The sequence below is a fragment of the Pseudomonas soli genome (genome assembly GCF_900110655.1).
GTDB classification, from domain to species: domain Bacteria; phylum Pseudomonadota; class Gammaproteobacteria; order Pseudomonadales; family Pseudomonadaceae; genus Aquipseudomonas; species Aquipseudomonas soli.
This window is the reverse complement of sequence record NZ_FOEQ01000004.1, coordinates 221,756-243,414: the sequence shown is the minus strand read 5'-3', so window position 1 is coordinate 243,414 and position 21,659 is coordinate 221,756. Positions and strand designations below refer to the sequence as shown.

General features: G+C 66.8%; 17 protein-coding genes. 11 read left to right on the top strand and 6 right to left on the bottom strand.

The genetic code is table 11. From position 1 onward, the window contains the following. The first annotated feature begins 24 nt into the window (after positions 1-24). A complete protein-coding gene (gene prpR, locus BMY03_RS12135) occupies positions 25-1,974 on the top strand; it encodes a propionate catabolism operon regulatory protein PrpR (RefSeq protein WP_094011191.1) in 1,950 nt (649 codons plus the stop codon). A gap of 51 nt (positions 1,975-2,025) precedes the next feature. On the opposite strand, the gene BMY03_RS12130 is transcribed toward prpR, so the two are convergent. Genes BMY03_RS12130 through BMY03_RS12120 form a run of 3 tightly spaced genes read right to left on the bottom strand, consistent with a single transcriptional unit; the run spans position 2,026 to position 8,148 of the window. Next, positions 2,026-5,706, bottom strand: a complete 3,681-nt coding sequence (locus tag BMY03_RS12130; protein ID WP_094011190.1) for a translocation/assembly module TamB domain-containing protein — start codon at positions 5,704-5,706, stop codon at positions 2,026-2,028. After that, on the bottom strand, positions 5,703-7,445 hold the full coding sequence (locus tag BMY03_RS12125; RefSeq protein WP_094011189.1) for an autotransporter assembly complex protein TamA: 1,743 nt from the start codon (positions 7,443-7,445) through the stop codon (positions 5,703-5,705). Before BMY03_RS12125 ends, BMY03_RS12130 begins: the two co-directional genes overlap by 4 nt. 52 nt (positions 7,446-7,497) lie before the next feature. Beyond that, positions 7,498-8,148, bottom strand: a complete 651-nt coding sequence (locus tag BMY03_RS12120; RefSeq protein ID WP_094011188.1) for a GNAT family N-acetyltransferase — start codon at positions 8,146-8,148, stop codon at positions 7,498-7,500. A gap of 163 nt (positions 8,149-8,311) precedes the next feature. Between BMY03_RS12120 and xthA the strand changes: the two genes are divergently transcribed. The 5 genes from xthA to BMY03_RS12095 all read left to right on the top strand — a co-directional run bounded on the left by xthA (position 8,312) and on the right by BMY03_RS12095 (position 15,735). Then, positions 8,312-9,124 carry an exodeoxyribonuclease III gene (gene xthA, locus BMY03_RS12115; RefSeq protein ID WP_023631818.1) on the top strand — a complete coding sequence of 271 codons (813 nt, stop codon included), beginning with the start codon at positions 8,312-8,314 and terminating at the stop codon, positions 9,122-9,124. A 137-nt stretch (positions 9,125-9,261) separates the two neighbouring features. Continuing rightward, positions 9,262-10,140, top strand: coding sequence for a formylglycine-generating enzyme family protein (locus BMY03_RS12110; RefSeq protein ID WP_094011187.1), 879 nt, complete (start codon positions 9,262-9,264; stop codon positions 10,138-10,140). A 119-nt stretch (positions 10,141-10,259) separates the two neighbouring features. Further along, positions 10,260-11,924, top strand: a complete 1,665-nt coding sequence (locus BMY03_RS12105; RefSeq protein WP_038705980.1) for a cyclic peptide export ABC transporter — start codon at positions 10,260-10,262, stop codon at positions 11,922-11,924. Positions 11,925-12,152: 228 nt separating this feature from the next. Next, on the top strand, positions 12,153-14,597 hold the full coding sequence (locus BMY03_RS12100) for a TonB-dependent siderophore receptor (protein ID WP_094011186.1): 2,445 nt from the start codon (positions 12,153-12,155) through the stop codon (positions 14,595-14,597). Between the two features lie 130 nt (positions 14,598-14,727). Beyond that, positions 14,728-15,735, top strand: a complete 1,008-nt coding sequence (locus BMY03_RS12095) for a GlxA family transcriptional regulator (protein ID WP_038705978.1) — start codon at positions 14,728-14,730, stop codon at positions 15,733-15,735. A 45-nt stretch (positions 15,736-15,780) separates the two neighbouring features. On the opposite strand, the gene BMY03_RS12090 is transcribed toward BMY03_RS12095, so the two are convergent. Further along, positions 15,781-16,296, bottom strand: coding sequence for a thioredoxin family protein (locus BMY03_RS12090; protein WP_094011253.1), 516 nt, complete (start codon positions 16,294-16,296; stop codon positions 15,781-15,783). Positions 16,297-16,315: 19 nt separating this feature from the next. After that, complete coding sequence (locus BMY03_RS12085) at positions 16,316-16,591, bottom strand: DUF2790 domain-containing protein (protein ID WP_023632725.1); 276 nt, start codon at positions 16,589-16,591, stop codon at positions 16,316-16,318. A 219-nt stretch (positions 16,592-16,810) separates the two neighbouring features. Between BMY03_RS12085 and BMY03_RS12080 the strand changes: the two genes are divergently transcribed. From BMY03_RS12080 to BMY03_RS12060, 5 genes are all read left to right on the top strand, one after another. Beyond that, a complete protein-coding gene (locus BMY03_RS12080) occupies positions 16,811-17,551 on the top strand; it encodes a response regulator (protein ID WP_038705977.1) in 741 nt (246 codons plus the stop codon). Continuing rightward, complete coding sequence (locus BMY03_RS12075; protein ID WP_094011185.1) at positions 17,548-18,834, top strand: sensor histidine kinase; 1,287 nt, start codon at positions 17,548-17,550, stop codon at positions 18,832-18,834. The genes BMY03_RS12080 and BMY03_RS12075 overlap by 4 nt, the downstream gene beginning before the upstream one ends. A 149-nt stretch (positions 18,835-18,983) precedes the next feature. Beyond that, a complete protein-coding gene (locus BMY03_RS12070) occupies positions 18,984-19,682 on the top strand; it encodes an AzlC family ABC transporter permease (RefSeq protein ID WP_038705975.1) in 699 nt (232 codons plus the stop codon). After that, on the top strand, positions 19,679-19,993 hold the full coding sequence (locus BMY03_RS12065; protein ID WP_023632701.1) for an AzlD domain-containing protein: 315 nt from the start codon (positions 19,679-19,681) through the stop codon (positions 19,991-19,993). Before BMY03_RS12070 ends, BMY03_RS12065 begins: the two co-directional genes overlap by 4 nt. Beyond that, positions 19,990-20,826, top strand: coding sequence for an AraC family transcriptional regulator (locus BMY03_RS12060; RefSeq protein ID WP_038705974.1), 837 nt, complete (start codon positions 19,990-19,992; stop codon positions 20,824-20,826). The genes BMY03_RS12065 and BMY03_RS12060 overlap by 4 nt, the downstream gene beginning before the upstream one ends. Here the strand turns inward: BMY03_RS12060 and BMY03_RS12055 are convergent. Beyond that, positions 20,813-21,592, bottom strand: a complete 780-nt coding sequence (locus tag BMY03_RS12055; protein ID WP_094011184.1) for an AraC family transcriptional regulator — start codon at positions 21,590-21,592, stop codon at positions 20,813-20,815. The two genes, BMY03_RS12060 and BMY03_RS12055, sit on opposite strands and share 14 nt — an antisense overlap. Between the last annotated feature and the right edge of the window lie 67 nt (positions 21,593-21,659).

Genomic DNA, 21,659 nt, shown 5'->3' with positions numbered 1-21,659 from the left:
TTGCAACCATGAACAGGGTCCGCCATGCACTCCCCCGCCTCCAAGGTCGTCGTGCTGATCAGCCACCTGCAACGCCCTCGGCAGCGCAGCCGTCTCGCCCAGGTCGTGAGCGGGCTCACGGCGGATTACCCCGACACCCGTATCGAAGTGCTCGACACCTCGGTAGCCGAAGCGCTGCAGACCGCCCGCGAGCTGGAGCAGCGCGGCGAAGTCGATGTGTTCGTCTGCGCAGGGGCCACCGCCGCCTACCTGCGCAAGCACCTGGCCCGGCCAGTACTGGCAATGCGCGTCGGCGGCGGCGACTTGCTGCGCGCCCTGGGGCAGGCCAAGGCCCACGGCACGCAAGTGGCCGTGCTCAGCTACGACCACATCAACCAGGACCTGCAGGCATTGGCGGCGCTGTTCACCGTGCAGGTGCACCAGGCCGCCTATACCTCGCTTGAGCAAGCCCGCCACGCCGTCGATTACGCCGCCCGGCTGGGCTGTGGCAGCATCATCGGCTCGTCTACCGTGGTGGAGCTGGCCGAGCAGGCCGGGCTGCAGGGCGTGCTGTCGCTGAGCGAGGACACCGTGCGCAAGGCGCTCGAAGAGGCCCTTGGCATCCTCGACAGCCAGCGCATCGAAATCGCCAAGCGCCGCCACCTCGATGCCGTGCTGCAACATATCCCCACCGGGGTCGCGGCCGTCGACAACCAAGGCCTGGTGCAGTCGCTCAACCCGGCACTGGCACAGTTGCTGGGATTGCCGGCCAGCGCGGCGCTCGGCCGCCCATTGCAAGCCCTTTGCCCCGAGCTGGACCTGCAGCAGGCCTTGCAGGACGGCACGGGCGAGGACAACCGTGTCATCCGCCTGGGCGCGCAAGCCGTGGTCAGCAACCTGCTGCCGATCCTGGAGAACGGCGAGCGCACCGGCCTGGTGCTGACCTGCCAGGATATCAGCGCCGTGCAGCGAGCCGACCAGCGCATCCGCGCCAGCCGTCGCCCCGGCGCCTTCACCGCGCGCTACCGGCTGGAACAACTGAGCGGCAACAGCAGGGCCAACCGCGAGATGCTGCAGTTGGCCGAGCGCTTCGCCGCCAGCCACTCGACCATCCTGATCACCGGCGAGAGCGGCACCGGCAAGGAACTGCTGGCCCAGGGCATCCACAATGCAAGCCCGCGCCGGCAGGGCCCTTTCGTCGCCATCAACTGCGCGGCATTTCCCGAAACACTGCTGGAGAGCGAACTGTTCGGCTACGAGGAAGGCGCCTTCAGCGGTTCGCGCAAGGGCGGCAAGCCCGGTCTGTTCGAGGCCGCGCACCGCGGCACGCTGTTCCTCGACGAAATTGGTGACATGCCGGTGTCGTTGCAGACCCGCCTGCTGCGGGTGCTGCAGGAGCGCGAAGTGCTGCGCCTGGGCAGTACCGAGCCGATTGCCATCGACGTGCGGATCATCGCCGCCACCCACCAGGACCTGGGCACGGCCATCGACCAGGGCAGTTTCCGCACCGACTTGTACTACCGACTGAACATCCTGCGGCTGCAGACCACGCCCCTGCGCGAACGCCCCGAGGACATCGCCCTGATCTGCCAGAGCATCGGCCAGCGCCTGCTGGTCCAGGGGCAGCCAACAGGCGCTGCACAGGTAATGACGGCGCTATTGCCCTACCTGGTGCGCCATGCCTGGCCGGGCAATGTCCGTGAACTGGAGAACGTGATCGAGCGGGCGATGCTGTCGGCCCGCGAACTGCTGCGCGACGAAGGGGTGGACGAGCAGTACCTGGCGCGGGTGCTGCCCGAGCTGTGCCAAGGCCAGTTGCCATCCCGGCGCGCCAAGGCGCCGCAAGCGTCCGATCTGCAAACAGTGGGCAAGGCCGCGCAGCTGCGCCATGTACGCGAAACCCTGGACAGTTGCCAGGGCGACCTCGACGAAGCCGCGCGCCGCCTCGGCATCAGCCGCACCACCTTGTGGCGGCGCCTGCGGGCTGCGCGTTGAGCCGTGCCATCTGCCACCGGCCAGCGCTGGCCGGGGCGGATAAAGGACAGATCAGAAATCGCGCTTGTAGAAGATATCCAGCGAGCTGGCCAGGCCGCTGGCGGCTTCCAGGTACACCTTCTTGCTGAGCTTGTAGCGCAAGGCGATGGTGTTGGCCGGCTCGAACACGCCTACGCCGTAGCGCAGGCTCAGGCGCTCGGTGAGGTTGCCGCTGGCCACCACGCTGGTCTTGTTGCCCGTACCTTGGGTGTCAAGCTGGAAGTCGTCGATGCCCAGGTTCGAAGCCAAGCCGCCGGTCAGGCCGGCGCTGCCCATCAAGCCCAGCCCCAGCGCCGCTTCGGCAAGCATGTTGCTGTCCTCGCCGGAGCTGTTCAGCGGCCGGCCCAGCACCAGGTAGGACAACGCCTGCTCCTGGCTCATCGCCGGCTCCGAGAACACCTTGGTGGTCGGCTGCTCGGCGCTGCCACTCAGGCGAATACCGGCGATCACGTCGTCGACCTTTCGGATCGCCTCGATATCCAGGTACGGCTGGTCGATGGGACCGGCGAAAAGCAGCCGCGCGCGGCGAATGGTCAGCTTCTGCCCGTAAGCGCGGTAACGCCCATCGGCCAGGCTGAGCTCGCCCCGGGTGTCGAGGTTGTCGCCGATATGCACGTGCCCCAGCAGGTTGGCGGTCAGGCCGAAGCCCTTGAACGACAGTTTTTCGCTGCCGACATCGACATCGATGTCCATCGCCACCGCCACCGCCACCGGCGGCTTGCCCTGTTCGGTCTGGTGGCCAACGATCACCGTGTCGTCCGAGACCTTGACCGTCGACGGCGGCAGCTCGCGCACGGTGATCTTGCCCTTGGGCACCTGCACCTTGCCGGTCACCGCCAGTTTGTCGTCCAGCAGGCGAATGCTCAGGTCGGGCGCCATTTCCAGCGCCGCGTAGGGCTCGACGCTGACCGGCAGCTGCTGGCCTTGCAGGCGCAGGTCCATGCCCAGCGCCTGCCCCCAGGTCAGGTGTCCGGTCAGTTGCCCACGCCCTGCCGCGCCACTGCGCCAGTTGCCGTTCAATTGCACCTGCTCACCGGCGATCAGCGCCTGCAGCGACAGGCCCTCCAGGCTCACCGGCAACTCCGCGCCGCTGACCTCGCCACCGCTCAAGGCCAGGCTGCCATTGACCTGGGGCGCAATCAGGCTGCCGGACAGACGCCCGCTGCCGTTGAGCTGGCCAGTCAGGCGCTCGACCATCGGCAGGAACGGCCGAATGACCGACAGCTCAAGCCCGGCCAGGCGGAAATCACCGGACAACGGCTTGTTGCGGCCCAGCGGATCAAGGCGGGTGTTGACATTCAGCTCACCCAGGCGCTCGCCACGGAAGTCCAGGCGGGTGTCGACCCGGCGTGGCGCCAGGGTGCTGTCCAGGCGCAGCACCTGATAGGGGAAGTCGACCCAGCGGTCCTTGTCGCGTACCCGCAAGGTGCCGCCGCCGGCATCGACGCGGATGCTGCCCTTGGGCCCGCTGGCCGGGATGTCGAGGTTGATGTCGGCGTTGAGCAGGCCCTGCCAGGCAAAGTCCTTGGGCAACCACTGCGCCAGACTGTCCAGCGGGAACTGCTTGAGGTGGTAGCGCAGGCGCGGCTCCGGCGCCAAGCGCTGGTCCTCGCCGCACAGGCTGGCCTGGCCGGAGCGCCAGCAATGGGCGCCGAAATCGAGCTGGCCGCTGGCCAGACGCTGCAGGCGCGCCGGCGCCTGCAACTGCCAGTCCTGGCCTCCGGCCTGGATGCGCCCGCTCGCCAGGCGACCGCGCCAGTCGCCCTTGGCCAGGGCGCCATCCAGCGCCAGGTCAAGCTTGAGTTGCGGGCCGTCGAGGGCCAGGGTGGCGGCCTGCTGGCGAAGATCGCCCTTGCCTTGCACATCAAGGCTGCCCAGGGAGGTATCACCCACCCGGATACCGCCGGCCTTGAGCGTCACCTGGCCGCGCTGGGCATTGTCCAGCCGGGCATCCAGGTCCAGCCGCTGCACGCGGTTGTCCGCCTGGCCCAGCTGTTGCCCCTGCAGAGTCAGGGTGCCTTGCGGCGCGGCCAGGGTGCCGGCCAGGTCCAGGCGCCCCTTGGCCTGCCCTTGCAGTTGCGGCCAGAGCTGGCCCAGGCGCGGCAGGTCGAGGTCGACACGTCCGGCAAGGCGTTGCTGTACGCTGGCGCTGCCATTGATGCGGTTGTCGCCCAGCTGCACCGCCAGGCTGCCCAGGGTCCAACGCTCGCCCGCGCCTTCGGCGTCGACCTTGACCAGCGCCGGCTGGCCGCGCAGGCGCCCTTTGAGGTCCAACTGAGCCTTGAGCGTCAGTTGCTCGTGCTTCAATTCGCCCTGGCTGCGCAGCGGGCCGGCCAGGGTGCCGGGCAGCTTCGCCAGCCAGTAGGCCGGGTCCAGGGCCGACAGTTGCAGGTCGACATCCCAGGCCAGGGTGTCGGCAAAACGCAGGGCGACACTGCCGGCGGCCTTGCCCTGCCCGGCATTGAGCACCAGCTGCGGCAGGCGTACCTGGCCCAGGTCGCCGTCGAACGGGCTGGCCAGGCTGAAGGCGCCGGCCGGGCCATCCAGGTCGCCGTTGAACACCCCCTTGTAGCTGCCGTCGCGGTACTGCACCTGGGCGTTCAAGCGCTTGAGCGTGACCTGGGGCGCCGTCTCCAGCGGGTACAAGCGCAACCAGGGGAAGTCCAGCCAGTCGAGGCTGGCATCGGCGCTCAGGCCCTGCTGCCAGTCGGCGCTGGCCTGCAGCTTGAGGCGCTGCTGGTCGCTGGCGTTCAGGTCCAGAGCGTCGAGCCGGGCGCCCTTGGCATCGACCTTGCCGGCCAGCACCAGGCCGATCGGCCCTTGCTCGGCGGGCAGCGTGGCCGAGCCGGACAGCTGATAACCCTTGAGCAAATCACCCTGGGCATCGAGCCGCAGCTGGTCGAGTTGCAGGGTGTCGGGCAGCTCGGCTGCGGGCTTGAAACTGTCCGCGCGAATGCTCAGGTGGGCCGGCAGGTGCTCAGCCAGGGCCTGCAGCTCACCGCTCAGGCGTGCGTCCAGGTAGCCACTGCTGGTGGCATCGATGGCAAGGGATTTCTGCAACTCGCCCTTGGCGCTCAAGGCCAGTTGCCAGGGTTTGCCATCGACCGCCGGCAGTTGCAGCGTGCCTTGCAGCTGCAGCGGCCAGTCGCCCTGGGGTACCAGGTCGCCCTGCACGTCCAGGCGCAGGTCGTCGCGGCGCAGTTGCAGGCTATCCACGCGCAGCCCGCTCGCGGTCCAGTGCGCGGCCAGGCTGAGGTCGCCCAGCAGGTCGCTGCCATCCAGGCGCAGTTGGCCCAGCTTGACCTCGCCCAGCTCGATGGCCAACGGCAGATTCAGCGCCGGCAGTTGCAGCGGGCCGCCATCGGGCTTGTCCTCGCCCGGGGCGAAGGCCATGTCGATACGCTCGGCCTGCAGACGCTCGACGCACAAGGTGGCGCGCAGCAGGCAGGTTGGCGACCAGTCCAGTTGCGGGGCCTGCACCTCGACACGGTCTTCGCCCGCCGTCCAGCGCAGTTGGCTGGCCTGCCAGCTGCCGCCGAGGCGTCCGGAGAAATCGCTGACTTGCAGCCCCGGCACCAGGCTCAGCACCCAACGACTGCCGCCCTGGGTGCCCAGCACCAGGCCCAACGCCAGGACGATCAGCAACAGCAGGCCCAGCAATGCCAGCAGGATGGGTTTGACTACACGCGTCACAGCTCAGGCCCCATGGAGAAGTGCAAACGAAAACCACCGTCGTCATCCAGGGCGCGGGCCAGGTCCAGGCGCAGCGGCCCCACCGGCGACACCCAGCGCACGCCGATGCCGACGCCGGTCTTGAGGCTGGGCAGTTCCAGCGAGTTGAACGAATTGCCCTGGTCGATGAAGGTCGCCAGGCGCCATTTCTCGGCAATCGAGTACTGGTACTCGGCGCTGCCGGCCACCAGGTAGCGCCCACCGATGCGGTCGCCCTGGTTGTTCTTCGGCGACAGCGACTGGTAGTCGTAGCCGCGCACGCTTTGGTCGCCACCGGCGAAGAAGCGCAGTGACGGCGGGATGTTCTGCTGGTAGCCATTGGTGGCACTGCCGCCGAACTGCACGCGGCCAAGGAAACGATGGTTCTGGCCCAGGGTGGTCAAGCCCTTGAGCAGCACGTTGCCGTGGATCAGGTTGGTGTCCGAGCCCAGGCCTTCCTTGGCCGCCTGCAGGTCGAACTGCAGGCGGTAGCCATTGTGCGGGTCGATGCGGTTGTCGCTGCGCAGGTAGGAAAAGCTGACGCCCGGCATCAGCAGGTTGCTCAGCCCCGAGTCGTCGCCCAGGCGATATTCCTCGCGCTGGTACTTGAGCGAAATCACCCGCTGCCAGCCGCTGGGCAGCTTGCTGTGCCACTCCGGGCCGACCGTCAGCAGCTTGCTAAGGGTGTCGGTGCCGGAAATCTCTTCGTTCTGGTAGCCGCCGGCGAAGCGCAGCTTGTCGGTGAGCGGCGGATCCAGCGGGATGTCGTACCACAAGCCAACGTTCTGCCGGGGCGCCGACAGCTCGGTTTCCCAACCGTAGCTGTGCCCTTGCGGGTTGACCCAGTGGCGGGTCCAGTTGGCCTTGCCGCGTGGCCCGACGTCGGTGGAGAAACCCAGGCCCAGGCCGAGGGTGCGTGGCTTGCGGGTGTCGAGGTGGACGTCCACGGGGATATCCTCGCCCACTGCGGCGGTGGGCGCTGCGTCCACCCGAACGCTGTCGAAGTAGCCACTGGACTGCAGGTCGTTGTTGAGCTCGGCGATCAGTTCCGAGTCGTACGGGGTACCGGGCTTGAACCCCACCATGCGCTGCAGCAGGTCGTTGTCCAACGGCGCATCGCCGCCAAAGCTCACCGCGCCAAGGCGGTAGCGCGGGCCGCTCTGGTAGACCAGCTCGATATCGGCCACACCGGCCTGCGGATCGACCGCCAGGCGCTGGCGCTCGAAGCGCCCGGCGAAGAAGCCGTAGCGCGAGGCCTGGTTCTGGATCAGCCGCTTGGCATCCTCGTAGGTGCCATGGTTGAGCTGCTCGCCTGGGCGCAACGCCTTGCTGTCGGGAATGCGGAACACCCTGAGTTCGCTGGCCGGCCCTTCGATGCGCACGGTCACATTGCGCAGCCGAATCGGCTCGCCGGGCTCGACCTGGATGATCAGTTGTGGTGGTTTGTCTTTTTCGGCCGGCGCCTTGACCTCGGTCTCGACCCGCGCCTGGTAATAGCCCAGGGCCTGGGCCGCTTTGCGCGCCTGCTCCTCGGCGCCCCGGCTGAAGCGCTGCAAGGCCTCTTCGTCGCGGTCACCCAGGCTGCCGATATACCCTTCGATATTGGACTTGAGCGCCTTGTTGGCGGGTTTGACCCGTACCAGCAATTCGCTCTGCGCCCATGCCATGGAGCTGGCGGCCAGCAACAGCAGGCCCCAGCCAAGTCTTCCTGAATACGTCATGCGCGGCATGCTACCAGAGCGCAACGGCCAAGGGGCTTTCAGAAAACGCCTGTCACAGGTTCGCTACCCTCGACGAGCGCGGGTTGGGGTGGAAGAACACCCGCTCACGGATTGGCCCCACGGCGATCTCGCCGATCTCTTCATAACCCTGGCGCTGGTAGAACGCCAGGTAATGCGCATTGCCGGTGTCCAGCACCACGCCGTCGGTACCGGCGTCTTCCGCGCACCAGTCATGCACGGCCTGCAGCAGTTGCTCGCCGTAGTGCTGGCCCTGGAACTGCGGGTGCACGCCCAACAGCGGCAGCACATGCACCTTGTGCCCCGGCAGGCACCCGGCCAGCGCGGCCTGGTAATCCAGGTAGCGGCGGGTGCAGCGCAGGCCGGTGCCGAGGATCATGCGCAGGCGCCAGGCCCAGCTGTCGGCCACGCCCAGCCGGCGCAACGGCGGCACGATCAGCGCCAGGCCGATCAGGCGATCCTCCAGCAACAGGCCGATCGCCGGCAATTGCAGGTAAAAGTGCTGGCGCACCCACTCGCGCACCATCACCCGCAGGCGGCGCTCGTACCCGGGGCGCTGGGCCTCGAACAGCCAGGCGAAGGTCGGTTCGTGGCGGTAGGCATGGTAGAGCAGCGAACGCGCCTCGCGGGCGTAGCCGGCGTCTAGCAGGCAGATCCGGGCCGGGGCGGCGATGTCGTCGGGCATTGCGGGCAGTCCTCCTGGAATGGGCGTACAGGGCCTTGGAACCAGATTCCGGCGCTGGGTTCACCTCCTCCAGCACGTTAGCAGCGCCCGCCGCGCGGCGCCATGCTGGCCGTGGCCGGCGATGTCGGCTAGCATCCGTGGCTTTTACCAGGATCGTCTTTCCATGAAGATCGTCTCGTTCAACATCAACGGCCTGCGCGCCCGCCCGCACCAGCTGGCGGCGCTGATCGACAAACACCAGCCGGACGTGATCGGCCTGCAGGAAACCAAGGTCAGCGACGATCAGTTCCCGTTGGCCGACGTCGAGGCACTCGGCTACCACGTGCACTACCACGGCCAGAAGGGCCACTATGGCGTCGCCCTGCTCTCGCGGGAAAAACCGCTGTCGCTGTCCAAGGGCTTCGCCAGTGACGAGGAGGACGCCCAGCGCCGCTTCATCTGGGGCACCTTCGCCGATGCCGACGGTACGCCGATCACCATCATGAACGGCTACTTCCCCCAAGGCGAAAGCCGCGACCACCCCACCAAGTTCCCGGCCAAGCAGCGCTTCTACAGCGACCTGCAGGCCCTGCTCGAAGGGCAGTTCAAGAACGACCAGCCTGTGGTGGTGATGGGTGACCTGAACATCTCGCCCCAGGACTGTGATATCGGCATTGGCCCGGACAACGCCAAGCGCTGGCTGAAGACCGGCAAGTGCAGCTTCCTGCCCGAAGAGCGCGAGTGGATGGAGCGTCTCAAGGGCTGGGGCCTGGTCGACAGCTTCCGCCACCTGTACCCTGACGTGGCCGACCGTTTCAGCTGGTTCGACTACCGCAGCCGCGGTTTCGAGGACGAGCCCAAGCGCGGCCTGCGCATCGACCTGATCATGGCCTCCCATGGGCTGCTGCCGCGGGTCAGGGCCGCCGGGGTCGACTATGAGCTGCGCGGGATGGAAAAGCCTTCGGATCATGCACCGATCTGGCTTGAACTGAGTTGATTGCGTACGGGCTGCGCGCTCACAGGCGCAGCCCTACCACACCTGGATACAAATCCCCCTTAAACATCGCCTCGTTCAGTTCGTCCAACAGCACGAACTCCCGCTGTCTGCCCAGCAACCCTGAACAAGGCTTCCCCATGACCGCACCCCTGAACCGCCTCACCCTGGCCGCCCTGCTGGTCGCCTGCAGCCTGCCGGCCCTGGCCGCGGCGCCCGCGCACAAACCTGGCAGCGTGTTCCGCGACTGCGCCAAGACCTGCCCGGAAATGGTGGTGCTGCCCGCCGGCAGCTTCATGATGGGCACCCCGGATGACGAAAAGGGCCGCCAGGACGACGAAGGCCCGTTGCACCAGGTCACGTTCAAAAAAGCCTTTGCCGTGAGCCAATATCAGATCACCAACGGGGAGTGGAAGGCCTACCTCAAGGCCACCGGCTACAAGGTGCCCAACGGCGATACCCGTCCGGGCCGCGAGTGCATCGCCGGCGTGCCGCGCTACCAGCAAGGCGACCGCCAGCCCGCCGTGTGCCTGAACTTCCACGAAGCCGAGGCCTATGCCAGTTGGCTGTCGAAGAAGACCGGCAAGGTCTACAAGGTCCTCAGCGAATCCCAGCGCGAGTACGCCGTGCGTGGCGGCAGCACCGGGCCGTTCCCCTTCCCGCTCGATGACAACGACGAGCAGAAGTACCAGATCTCCAAGCACGCCAATACCTACGGCCCTACCGACGGCTTCTCCTTCACCTCGCCGGTCGGCAGCTTCCCGCCCAATGCCTTTGGCGTCTACGACGGCCACGGCAATGTCTACGAATGGACCCGCGACTGCTACGTCGACAGCTACGCCAGCGCCCCCACCGACGGCAGCCCGCAGACCAACAGCAGCGAATGCGAGGATCGCCGGGTGATCCGCGGCAACGACTACACCGAGGCGCCGATCTTCTCGCGCTCGGGCAACCGCAACGAGCGCAGCTCCACCCTGCGCGGCGACTGGATCGGCTTCCGCGTCGCCCGCGAGCTGTAAGCCCTGCCCCGCCCCGGCGCTCTCGGCGCCGGGCGACTAAATCCGCGCAAAACCCTCTCGTCTACCAAGATCAGGACCTGCTCCTGCCCGGCGCCAACGAATACTCACGAGATGCCCCCATGACGCTCAAGACACCCAGCCTCGCCCAGGAAACCCTGCGCATACTCAAGCCGTTCTGGATGCTGGTCGCGCTTTCGGCGGCCCTTGGCGTGGTCAGCGGCCTGAGCGTCACCGCCCTGCTGGCCACCATCAACAGCGCGATGAATGCCGCCGGCGGGCCGGACACCCATACCGCCCTGCTGTTCGGCGGCCTGTGCGTGCTGACCCTGGCCTGCTCCACCGGCTCGAACCTTCTGACCAACTACGTGGGCCAGAAGGTGGTGGCGCGGCTGCGCCGCGAATTGTCCGCCAAGGTGCTGGTGGCGCCGATCGCGCAACTGGAGCGCTACCGTGCCCACCGCCTGATCCCGGTGCTGCTCAACGATGTCAGCACCATCAGCGCCTTCGCCCTGTCCGTGGCACCCATGGTCATTGCCTTTACCGTCACCTTGGGCTGCCTCGCCTACCTGGCGCTGCTGTCCTGGCAGATCCTGCTGATCACCGCCCTGACCGTGGTGATCGGCACTGGCGCGCAGTTCCTCGCCCACCGCTTCGGCATGAAGAACATCCTCACCGCGCGCAACGGCGAGGACGAGCTGCAGAAGCACTACCAGGCCCTCTCCGGCGGCGCCAAGGAACTGCGTATCCAGCGCAAGCGCCGCCAGTACATGCATGACCAGCTGATCCACGGCGCCACCGAGCGCATCTGCAAGGCCAACATCCGCGCGGCGAACATCTTCGTCAGCGCCGAAACCTTCGGTTCGATGCTGTTCTTCGCCGTCATCGGCGTGGCCATCGCCTTCCAGGCGCTTTGGCCGAGCACCGAGCGCACCGTGCTTGGTGGTTTCGTGCTGGTGATGCTGTACATGAAGGGGCCGCTGGAGCAGTTGATCACCAACCTGCCGAGCATCAGCCGCGCGCAGATCGCCCTGCGCCGCATCGCCGAGCTGTCGGCGCGCTTCTCGTCGCCCGAGCCGCACCTGCTGGTGAGCGACCGCGCACCCGCCGTGTCCAGCGTCGAGTCCATCGAGCTGCGCCAGCTGCGCTATGACTACCCGCAGGTCGAGGGCAGCCAGCCGTTCCACCTGGGGCCGGTGAACCTGAGCATCCGCCAGGGCGACATCGTCTTCATCGTCGGCGAGAACGGCTGCGGCAAGACCACCCTGATCAAGCTGCTGCTGGGCCTGTACAGCCCGCAACAGGGCGAAGTTCGGCTCAATGGCGAAACGGTCACCCCGCAGCGCCTGGACGACTACCGCCAGCTGTTCACTACCATCTTCGCCGACTACTACCTGTTCGACGAGCCGCTGCCCGGCCAGGCCGAACTGCCGCCCGAGGCCGGCAAGTATCTGGAACGCCTTGATATCGCCCACAAGGTGAGCATCCGCGACGGCAGCTTCACCACCACCGACCTGTCCACCGGCCAGCGCAAGCGCCTGGCGCTGATCAATGCCTGGCTCGACCAGCGCCCGGTGCTGGTGTTCGACGAATGGGCCGCCGACCAGGACCCGGCCTTCCGCCGCGTGTTCTACACCGAGCTGCTGCCGGAGCTGAAACAGCAGGGCAAGACCATCATCGTCATCTCCCACGACGACCGCTACTTCCCGGTTGCCGACCAACTGGTACGCATGCACGGCGGCCAGATCGTCGTCGAGCGCAACCAGGAACCCGCCCTGCCCGCCTGACTCCGCCTCACGGGCGGTGGATCCTCGCCACCGCCCGCACTTTGTAAATTCCCCGCCGCATCGCTCGTTCCCCTATTGCCGCACGCTGAATCAACCCTGCCCACAGGGAAGTCGCAGGTCAGGCCTCTGCCAACCGTAAATATTTTTCCGGTTTTGGCATGCGCATGCGTCCTACTCGCAACGGAATAATTTTCATTTACTTTGCGTACCTTGAGCCAGAGCATAAAAATGCCAATACCAGCCAACACACTGACCCCTTTGAGCAAGGCGCTGATGCTGCGCCGGATGCTGCGTTCCTCGCCGGCCATGGCCACCCTCGGACTCGCCCTGGCCCTGCCGCTGGCAGCGCAAGTGCAGGCCCAGGAGCAGGATTACGACATCCCGGCGCAATCGCTGAGCAGCGCGCTGCAAGAGCTGGGTCGCCAGGGCAACCTGCAGGTGCTGTTCAGCCCCGAGACCGTACAGGGCCTGCGCAGCAGCCCGGTCAAGGGTCGTTTCTCGCCAACCCAGGCAGCTGGGGAGCTGCTGAAGAACAGCGGGATTCGCTACAGCGTGCAGGACAACACCCTGATCATCAGCGGCGCGGCTGAATCCGGTTCGGCCATGACCCTGGACGCCACCACCATCAATGGCCAGGTGCTGGGTGCCACCACCGAGGGCAGCAACTCCTACACCACTGGCGCGGTGACCATCGGCAAGACCGCGCAATCGCTGCGTGAGACCCCACAGTCGGTCACCGTGGTCACCCGCAAGCTGATGGACGACAAGAACCTGGTCTCGCTGGACCAGGTGATGGCCCAGACCACCGGTATCACCCGCGCCAACCGCGGCTATGGCAACCACCACTTCAGTTCCCGTGGCTTCGACCTCACCGACGAAAGCTACATGGTCGACGGCGTGCCAGGCCAGGCCTACGCCTACACCGGCTGGATGACCCCGGACATGGCGATCTTCGACCGCGTCGAAGTGCTGCGCGGCGCCTCCGGCCTGCTGGTGGGCGCGGGCAATCCGGGCGGCGCGGTGAACCTGGTGCGCAAGCGCCCGACCGCCGACCCGCGTTTCTCCGTCATCACCCGCGCCGGCTCCTGGGACAACTACCGCCTGGACCTGGATGCCAGCGGCCGCCTCAACCCCCAGGGCACCCTGCGCGGACGCATGGTTGCCTCCTATGAAGACCGTGGCTACTTCACCGACGTCACCAAGTCCAAGCGGCCGCTGCTGTACGGCATCGTCGAGGCCGACCTCAACGATGCCACCACGGTCGCTGTCGGCCTGCGCCGCCAGACCTCGCGCATCGACGGCTACAGCGTGCTGGGTATCCCCAACAACCCCGACGGCAGCAACCCGCACCTGAAGCGCTCGACCTACCTCGGGCAGGACTGGACCAATCTGCAGACCAACATGGACGAGGTGTTCGCCGACCTCACCCACCGATTCAACGACAACTGGACCGGCAAGCTGGCGCTGTCTCACTCCGAAGGCGGCTACAACCGTAGCGCCATCGAGTGGGGCGCGCGCGAGACGCTGGAGTACAACGCCCCAGGTGGACCGACGGTCAACACCGTCAGCTACCACAAGTTCGATGTGACCTCCAATGCCGTCGACGGCCACCTGGACGGCACGTTCGAGGCCTTTGGCCTGACCCACCAGCTGACGCTCGGTGCCAACTGGTCCAAGCGCAAGATGAACGACAAGGACAACACCATAGCGCTGCCCAGCCCTATCCCGCTCAATGTCTTTGATCCCGACCATAGCAATATCCCCGAATTGCAGCGCAATGGCTGGAAGTCCATGGATGACACCATCGACACCCGCTACGGCACCTACCTGAGCGCCCGCCTGCACGCCACCGAAGACCTGAGCTTCGTCCTCGGTGGTCGCCTGAGCTGGTACAAGAACGAAGCCTGGAACGGCCCGAAGGTGACCACCAGCCGGCAGGACGAGGAATTCACACCCTTCGTCGGTGCGATCTACGACCTGAACGACCAGTGGTCCTGGTACGCCAGCTACGCCGACATCTTCCTGCCGCAGTCCAACTACCGCACCGTCAGCGGCAGCGTGCTCGACCCGTCGGTCGGTTCGAACTACGAGACCGGGATCAAGGGTGAGCTGTTCGACAAACGCTTGAACGTGTCCTTCGCCGTGTTCTACATCGAGCAGGAAGACGTCGCCCAGCAAGATGCAGCCAACCGTGGCAATTGCCCGAGCGATCCGGCCGGCCGCTGCTGGGTCAACGGCGGCGGCATCAACCGCAGCAAGGGCTTCGAAGCCGAGGCCACTGGCGAACTGCTGCCGGGCCTGCAAGTGGCGGCTGGCTACACCTACAACACCACCAGCTCCTCCGAAGGTGGCCCGATCTCGGCGCAGACCCCGAAACACATGGTGCGCGTGAACACCAACTACACCTTCCCGGGCGAGTGGAACCGCCTGAGCGTCGGTGGTGGCGTTTCGGCGCAGAACTCCTACGTCGATGCCTACAACGAGGCGTACAACAGCGGCCGGGCTATCTTCGACGCGCGTGCCGCCTACAAGCTCGACGAGCACTGGACCGTGGGCGTGGACGTCGAGAACCTGTTCGACCGCAAGTACTTCGACTCGATGGGCTACTGGACCCGTGGCACCACCTACGGTACTCCGCGTAGCTACATGTTCACCCTGCGCGGCGACTTCTAGACCCCGCACGGCAACAACCGGCGCCCCCTCTCGAGGGGGCGCTGTGTTTTCAGCGGCATCCAACGGCCTGTTGTCTTTCCCCCCGCCCCACCGCACACTCGACCCCGCCAGCCAGGAAGCGGAGTCCGCAGTGCCCACGCCACGCCAATTCAGCAAGAAGACCAGCACCAGCAACATGCTGCGGCTCAAGTCCGGCGACGCCGGCAACCAGCGCCCCTATCGCGTCGACTTCGTCCTGCTCGAGCACTTCTCCATGGCCAGCTTCACCGTGGCGATGGACGTGCTGGTCACCGCCAACCTGCTGCGCGCCGACAGTTTCACCTCCACCCCGCTGTCACTGGGCGGCGATCGCGTGCTCAGCGACCTGGGCCTGGAACTGATCGCCAGCCCACTCGATCCCCGCAGCCTGCACGACCTCGACCTGCTGGTGGTGTGCGGCGGCCTGCGCACGCCATTGAAATACCCTGACCTCGACCGCCTGCTGGACGGCTGCGCCAGCCACGGCATGACCCTCGGCGGGCTATGGAACGGCGCCTGGTTCCTCGGCCGCGCCGGGGTGCTCGACGACTACGGCTGCAGCGTGCACCCCGAGCAGCGCGCCAGCCTGGCCGAGATCAGCCCGCAGACGCGCATCACCCCGGCCAGCTTCACCCTGGACCGTGACCGCCTCAGCGCCGCCAGCCCCAATGGCGCCATGGAGCTGATGCTCGGCCTGGTACGGCGCCTGTACGGCGATGCCCTGGCCGAAGGCGTGGAAGAGATCCTGTCGTTCTCCGGCGCACGCTATCGCCAGGTCGGGCCCGGAGCGAAGAAGTCCATGAGCCTGCACCTGCGCACCATCGTCGAGCTGATGGAAAACAACCTCGAAGAAACCCTCAGCCTCGACCAGCTGGCCGCCTACTCCGGGCGCTCGCGCCGACAGATCGACCGCTTGTTCCAGGCCCAGCTGGGCACCTCGCCCAGGCGCTACTACATGGAGCTGCGCATCACCAAGAGTCGGCGGCTGTTGCAGTATTCGGACCTGTCGGTGATGGAGGTCGCGGTGGCCTGCGGCTTCGTTTCGGTATCGCATTTCAGCAAGTGCTATGCGGCGTACTTCGGTTATCCGCCGTCGCGGGAGCAGCGGCTCGGCGAATGATGTCGCCTGGGGTTGCCCCGCGATAGGGCCGGAACTGTCAACGGATCAGCCCTGCTCATCGAGCAATGCCTGGATCACCCGCTCCTGCCCCGCATAATCGCCTTCGCCAAAGTGCACATGGCGCACCTGCCCCTTGCGGTCGACGAAGTAGTGCGCAGGCCAGAACTGGTTGCCCCAGGCGTTCCAGATCCGGTAGCCGTTATCGACCGCCACCGGATAGGCAATGCCCAACTGCTGCACCTGCGCCCGGACACTGCCGATGTCATGCTCGTAGTCGTACTCCGGCGTATGCACCCCGACCACCACCAACCCCTGCTCGCCATAGCGCCGCGCCCAGTCGTTGACATGCGGCAGGCTGCGCCGGCAGTTGATGCAGCCGTAGGTCCAGAAGTCCACCAGCACTACCTTGCCCTTGAGGGCCGGGCCGGCCAGCGGCGGCGAGTTGAGCCACTGCTCGGCGCCGGCCAGCGAAGGCATGGGGCCATAGCTGTCGCGGGCCAGCAGGTGGCCGGCCAGGCCCAACCCGAGCAGGGCCAGGGCCACGCCGCCGGCCTTGAGCAGGCGGCGCTTGCCGCGTGCCTCAGTTGTCATGACAGCCACTGGTGGCGTAGGAACGGTACTCGACGCTCTGCGGCTTGCCCTGGGAGTCGAGGTAGTCCATGCGGGTGTTGACCACGCCGCAGGTGTTGCTGCGGTCATCCTTCACCGACAGCACCTTCTTCACATCCAGCTTGTCGCCGTAGCGGTACTGCATCACGCTGGCCTCGTTGAGCGAGGTGCTGCTGGCCTGGGCGGTGATGGCGCCGAGGCCGAGGACGGCGAACAAGGCGGCGCTGGCGAGGGTCTTGATAGTCATGGTGGTTCTCCTGATGCGAGGTCTTGGCATTGGGGAGACGTCGCTCCCCGGTAGAGCCATTTCACTCCCGCCAGGTATCCCGCTTGTGTCCACCCAGGCTGTGACGTGCTTCCTCCTGTATCCACGGCAGTGCCAGATACACTGCAATACAAAGCGTGGCAGGCAAGCCCGGATTCGCTCGGTACACTGCGCCCAACCCTCACCTACAAGGACACCCCGATGGAGCATGTCGATCACATCCTGGTCGTCGACGACGACCGCGAAATCCGCGAACTGGTCGGCAACTACCTGAAGAAGAACGGCCTGCGCACGAGCATCGTCGCCGATGGCCGACAGATGCGCGCCTTCCTGGAAAACAACGCGGTCGACCTGATCGTCCTCGACATCATGATGCCCGGCGACGACGGCCTGCTGCTGTGCCGCGAACTGCGCGCCGGCAAGCACCGCAACACGCCGGTGCTGATGCTGACCGCGCGCAACGACGAGACCGACCGCATCATTGGCCTGGAAATGGGCGCCGACGACTACCTGACCAAGCCGTTCTCGGCCCGCGAGCTGCTGGCGCGGATCAACGCCGTGCTGCGCCGCACGCGCATGCTGCCGCCCAACCTGACCATCAGCGAAAGCGGGCGCCTGATCGCCTTCGGCCCCTGGCGCCTGGACACCACCGCGCGCCACCTCCTCGACAGCGAGGGCACCCTGGTGGCGCTGTCCGGCGCCGAGTACCGCCTGCTGCGGGTATTCCTCGACCACCCGCAGCGGGTGCTCAGCCGTGAACAACTGCTCAACCTCACCCAGGGCCGCGAGGCGGACATCTTCGACCGCTCCATCGATCTGCTGGTCAGCCGCCTGCGCCAGCGCCTGGGCGACGACGCCCGCGAACCCACCTGCATCAAGACCGTGCGCAGCGAAGGCTATGTATTCTCGCTGCCGGTGCAATTGCTGGAGTCGCCGGCGTGAAGTGGCCGCGGACCCTGGCCTCGCGCCTGGCGCTGATCTTCTTCACAGGATTGGTGCTGGCCTACGGCCTGTCGTTCAGCCTGCAGGCGTATGAGCGCTATGTCAGCAGCCGCTCGATGATGCTCAGCAACCTGGAGCTGGACGTCTCGACCTCTGTCGCCATCCTCGACCGACTGCCCGCCGCAGAGCGCCCGGCCTGGCTGCCACGCCTGGAACGGCGCACCTACCGCTACCAGCTGGACGAGGGGCTGTCCGGCGAAGCCATGCCCAGCGAGAACCCGCCGATGGCCGCCGACTCCATCGTCAAGGCCATCGGCGACCGCTACCGCCTGACCTTCCAGGAAATCCCCGGCCCCAATGCGCATTTCCAGGCCCACCTGCGCCTGGCCGACGGCGCGCCGTTGACCATCGACGTCACCCCGGCCCCGGTGCCGGTGGCCACCTGGCTGCCAGTAGTGCTGCTGATCCAGCTGGCGGTGCTGCTGGCCTGCACCTGGCTCGCCGTGCGCCTGGCCATCGGCCCGCTGACCCGGCTGGTCCAGGCCGTGGACAACCTTGACCCGAACAGCCCCGGCCCGCTGCTCGACGAAAGCGGCCCACGCGAGGTGCGCTACGCCGCCGTGGCCTTCAATGCGCTGCAGGCGCGTATCGCTGCCTACCTCAAGGAACGCATGCAATTGCTGGCTGCCATCTCCCACGACCTGCAGACGCCGATCACGCGCATGAAGCTGCGCGTCGAGCAGATGGACGACGGGCTGGAGAAGGACAAGCTGTGGCACGACCTCGACGCCATGGAGCACCTGGTGCGCGAGGGCGTGGCCTATGCCCGCAGCATGGACAGCGGCACCGAGGCGCCGTGCCGGGTCAACCTCGACGCCTTCCTCGACAGCCTGGTGTTCGACTACCAGGACAGCGGCGCGCAGGTGAATCGCAGCGGCAGCGCCCAGGCCACCCTGGAAACCCGCCCCCACGCCTTGCGCCGGGTACTGGTGAACCTGGTGGACAATGCGCTGAAGTTCTCCGGTGCCGCGAAGCTGGAAGTCGGCTGCGAGAACGGCGTGACGCTGATCCGCGTGCTCGACGATGGCCCCGGGATCCCCGAGGCGGAGCTCGACGACGTGCTCAAGCCGTTCTACCGGGTCGAAAGCTCGCGCAACCGCAGTACCGGCGGCACCGGGCTGGGGCTGGCCATCGCCCAGCAGCTGACCCAGGCCATGGGCGGCAGCCTGACCTTGCGCAACCGCGCCGAAGGTGGGCTGTGCGCCCAGGTCGAGTTGCGTTGAAGTAAAGGGCAAGCCCGCTGCTCAAGCCTGAGCGAGCGGGCTTGCCCTATTGACGCGGCCAGCAAAGGCGACAACAAAGCAAGATCGTTCAAGCCACCCTCTGGCCTGTCTGGCATGCTTGTCTGCCCTGTCGATTCGTTGCCGCTTCCATGCCCAGCCCACCCCTCGCCCGCCAAGCGTTCCTCCACGGCGCCATCGCCATCCTGCCGCTGTCCGTGGCCGTTGCCCCCTGGGGCCTGCTCGCCGGCAGCATGGCCATCGAAGCCAACCTCAGCGCCTGGCAAGGCCAGGGCCTGTCGGCCATCGTATTCGCCGGCGCCGCGCAACTGGTGGCCATCGGCATGCTCAAGGGTGGCGCCAACCTGTTCTCGATCCTGCTCACCACTCTGCTGCTGACCTCCCAGCACCTGCTCTACGGGCTGTCGATGCGCCCGGTGCTGTCGGGGCTGCCGACCCGCTGGCGGTTGGGCCTGGGCTTCCTGCTCACCGATGAGTTCTTCGCCCTCACCAGCCACCACGACCAGCAGCAGTTCAACCGCTGGTACGCCTTGGGCGTGGGCCTGACCTTCTACGTGGCGTGGAACCTGTTCACCCTGGCCGGCATCGTCCTCGGCCAGAACATTCCGCACCTGGACCAGCTGGGCCTGGACTTCTCCATCGTCGCCACCTTCGTCGCACTGATCGCGCCGCTGGTGCGCAACCTGCCGACCGTGGTGTGCGTGGCGGTGTCGCTGTTCTGCTCGGTGCTGTTCAGTTACTGGCACTGGGAGACCGCCCTGGTCGCCGCCGGTCTGCTGGGCATGGCCGCCGGGTTCGTCTGCCAGAAGTTTTCCGGAGGCCGCTTATGATCTGGCTGCTGATCTTCGCCATGGGCGCGGTGGTGTTCCTCAACCGCTACGCCTTCCTCGAACCGCGCCTGCCCCTGCGCCTGAGCTCCAATGCGCGGCAGTTCCTCGGCTTTGCCGTGCCCGGCATGCTCACCGCGATCTGCGGGCCGATCATCTTCCTGCCCGAGCACCAGCTCGACCTGAGCCCGCTGAACCCCTACCTGCTCGGTTCGCTGGTGGCCATCGCCCTGGTGCTGTTGACCCGCAGCGTATTGCTGAGCATGCTGGCGAGCATGCTGATCTTCTTCCTCCTGCGCAGCTGGCTGGCATGAGCACGCCACTGCGCGAACAGGCCCACCTGTGGCAGGCGCCCGCCCTGGGCGATGTCGAGATGCTGCACGCCCGCTATATCCAGCAGCGCTTCGCCCCGCACGTGCACGAAGGCTATGTGTTCACCGTGATCGAGTCTGGCGCCCAGCGCTTCTGGCACCGAGGCAGCGAGCACCTGGCTCCGGTGGGCAGCATGGTGCTGATCAACCCCGACGAGCTGCACACCGGCGCCACCGCCCACGAGGCCGGCTGGCGCTACCGTGGTTTCTACCCCGAGCATGAACGGGTCACCGGCGTGCTCGACGAACTGGAGCTGGGCCGCCATGGCCTGCCCCGGTTCAAGGACAGCGTGATCCAGGACCCGGCCCTGGCCGCCACGTTCAGCCACCTGCACCGGCTTTCGGAGTCCTGCGCCAGCGCCCTGGAGCAACAGACCGCCTGGCGCCAGGCGGTGCTGGCCCTGGTACAGCGCCATGGCCATTGCGCCGAACCCGTCGCCCCCGGCAACGAACCGCTGGCCGTGGCCCGCGCCCGCGAGCTGCTGGAGAGCCAGCTGGCCGATCCGCCGTCGCTGGAAGCCTTGGCGGCCGCGGTGAACCTTTCGCCATTCCACTTCGCCCGGGTATTCCGCCAGGCCACCGGCCTGCCGCCCCATGCCTGGCTCAAGCAGCGCCGCCTGGCCCGCGCCCGGGAACTGCTCAAATGCGGTCAATCAGTCCTCGAAGTCGCCTTTACCCTGGGTTTTGCCGACCAGAGCCACCTGAGCCGGCAGTTCAAGCAGGCCTATGGCGTGCCGCCGGGCGCCTATCGCCAGGCCTGTCTCAACCTGGCGTAGCGGCACGACTCCAGACGCCCGGCGTCAGCCCGGTCATGCCGCGGAAAAACGCGATGAAGGCGCTGTCGCTGGCGAAGCCCAGCTCATCGGCGATCTCTCCCAGCGGCACGTTCAGCGCCAGGCGCTCGACCGCCCTCAGCAATCGCCACTGCTGGCGCCATTGCTGGTAACTCATCCCGGTGTCGCGACGCATCAGGCGGCCAATGGTCTTTTCACTGGCCCCGGCTTGCCGCGCCAACTCGCCCAGTGCTGGCGGCAAGCGATCGAGGCCGTCCACCAGGCGCGCCAGGCGTCGGTCGCGCGGCAGCGGCAGCAGCATTGGCTGGCGCTGCGCGCTCTGCAGTTCGGCACGACACAAGCCCAGCAGATGATGATTGGCCCCATGCCGCCAATCGCTGTCGAAGGGTGCCTGGGCAATCCGCTCGAGCAGCTCGCGCAGCAATGGATTGACGTCGAGGATGGTCACCTGCTCCGGTAGCCCCTGCGCCGCCGTCGCATCCAGGTACACCGAGCGGTAATCCACCGTCTCGCGCATCCGCGCACGATGCGCCAGGCCGCCCGGTATCCACGCCGCGCGGCTCGGCGGCAACAGGCACAGCAGCCCCGGCGAGTCGATACGCACGCAGCCCTGGCGGGTGAACAGCACCTGGCCTCGGACATGCCAGTGGTTGCCGGAATCATGGTCGCCCAAGGCCGAGCAGATGCCGATCACCGGTGCTGGGTGGGTGTCCGGGTCAAAGGCGCTATCGGGTGCGAGCCATGCCATTGCAGCTTGTCCTGTTTCATTGATTTCCTGGCTTGATCACGATAATGGATCATAGCTTGCCAACCCT